Genomic DNA, 1,329 nt, shown 5'->3' with positions numbered 1-1,329 from the left:
CCGATCCGGCTGCTGTCCTGAATCTGCTATCCCGGTATGGGGCCAACGTTAAGGCCGCAGATGACAAACTGATAATCTGGCGTGACGAGAACGGCGATGATTGGGCTTGCGATCGCGGCAATCTCTATCGCGGTATCCGTGACAACTATGGCGTTCGTTGGGAAGTGAAACTGATTCATGGCATCACTATCCATTCCCCATTCGATGCTGTGTTCTGGTTTGCACTGCCTTGGGCGTCCAGCGTTGAAGTGAATGTCCATTTCTCGATCGGTAATACGCTGGTAGTTTCAGCTCCGGCCTATATCACCTTAAACGGTCAACTGGACAAAGATCAGGTTATGGCCTGGGTGAAACTCTCCGGCATGCAAAATGCCACCAGCATTTCCGAACGGTAATATGACTTCTTAACTGCGGGGGGGGGAACTCCCCCATTCTGTTCCGCCCTCCCCTCTCAAAAAAATATCTTTTTTTCTTCGATTCGCTTCGTCAGCGGTTAACCGTGGGTGATACTGTTTTCAAGAGCAGTAAACAAAACGAATAATATTAATCGAGGTCAATGCCATGAGCACTACTAATCAAATCACAAAACGTCCGAATCAGGCTCCGGCCCAATTCATGCGTATCGCCAGCGAATCTGACCTTTTCAAAAAAGGTCGCACGCTGTGGTATCACTACAGCAGCAGCTTCGGGTATGAGCGTGAGCTGGTTCGTTCTAATACCCAGCGCCTGGCTCAAGGCTGCGGTCTTCCAGTCTCGTTCGTTGAGCGTGCCATCAACCATTATCTGACTCACTAACCCACCAGCGAAAGGATAAAGCCATGAGCGCTATCAACGGAACGTATTGGGTCAAGAACGGGCACACCTTTGGTTATACCTTCCCTGAGCAACCAAACATCTTGGGTGTTCTGGCAAGCAAACCGCAATTGGGCGCTTGCCTGTCTATGGAGCCGCAGCTGATCACACCATCGGATGATATGCGCAAAGCGACTGTGCAGGACTTCAACTTCTTCCGTGTTGTCGTCCCTTCGGACTTCAAACCTGAATAACTGACTGGCACCGACTGAGGTGCCCTTACTGGGATATACCGCAATGAGCGAGAACGAACTGAAGCAACTGATCGCAATGCTGCTTGAAGATGCCAAGCGTATTCAGCAAATCGAACCCAATGCCGGAACTGCCGCACGAATTAACGCGGCCAAGAAAGCGCTTGCCTCTGGTGTCTTTGATGCACTGTTAATGCTGGTGGCATCCACCTACCGCTTGGCAATTGCCGAGGCCGGTTTCGAATATACGGTTGGTGCCGATGGCTCCTTGCTCGTCAGGGATCCT

The 1,329-nt window shown here is 51.1% G+C and carries 3 protein-coding genes and 1 pseudogene; all 4 read left to right on the top strand.

The genetic code is table 11. From position 1 onward, the window contains the following. On the top strand, window positions 1-395 hold a 395-nt coding region (locus ACVRRC_RS21750), incomplete at its 5' end, for a hypothetical protein (RefSeq protein ID WP_472997541.1). Between the two features lie 166 nt (window positions 396-561). Beyond that, complete coding sequence (locus ACVRRC_RS21745; protein ID WP_472533510.1) at window positions 562-795, top strand: hypothetical protein; 234 nt, start codon at window positions 562-564, stop codon at window positions 793-795. A 23-nt stretch (window positions 796-818) separates the two neighbouring features. After that, window positions 819-1,046: a hypothetical protein gene (locus ACVRRC_RS21740; RefSeq protein ID WP_472533511.1), complete on the top strand. Its 228-nt coding sequence runs from the start codon at window positions 819-821 to the stop codon at window positions 1,044-1,046. 43 nt (window positions 1,047-1,089) lie between these two features. After that, window positions 1,090-1,329 (top strand): annotated as a pseudogene (locus tag ACVRRC_RS21735) (hypothetical protein); the annotation flags it as partial.

This window comes from Stutzerimonas sp. LR2, assembly GCF_055755175.1.
Note: the sequence above shows the minus strand (reverse complement) of the source record. Positions and strands in the feature narration are given on the sequence as shown.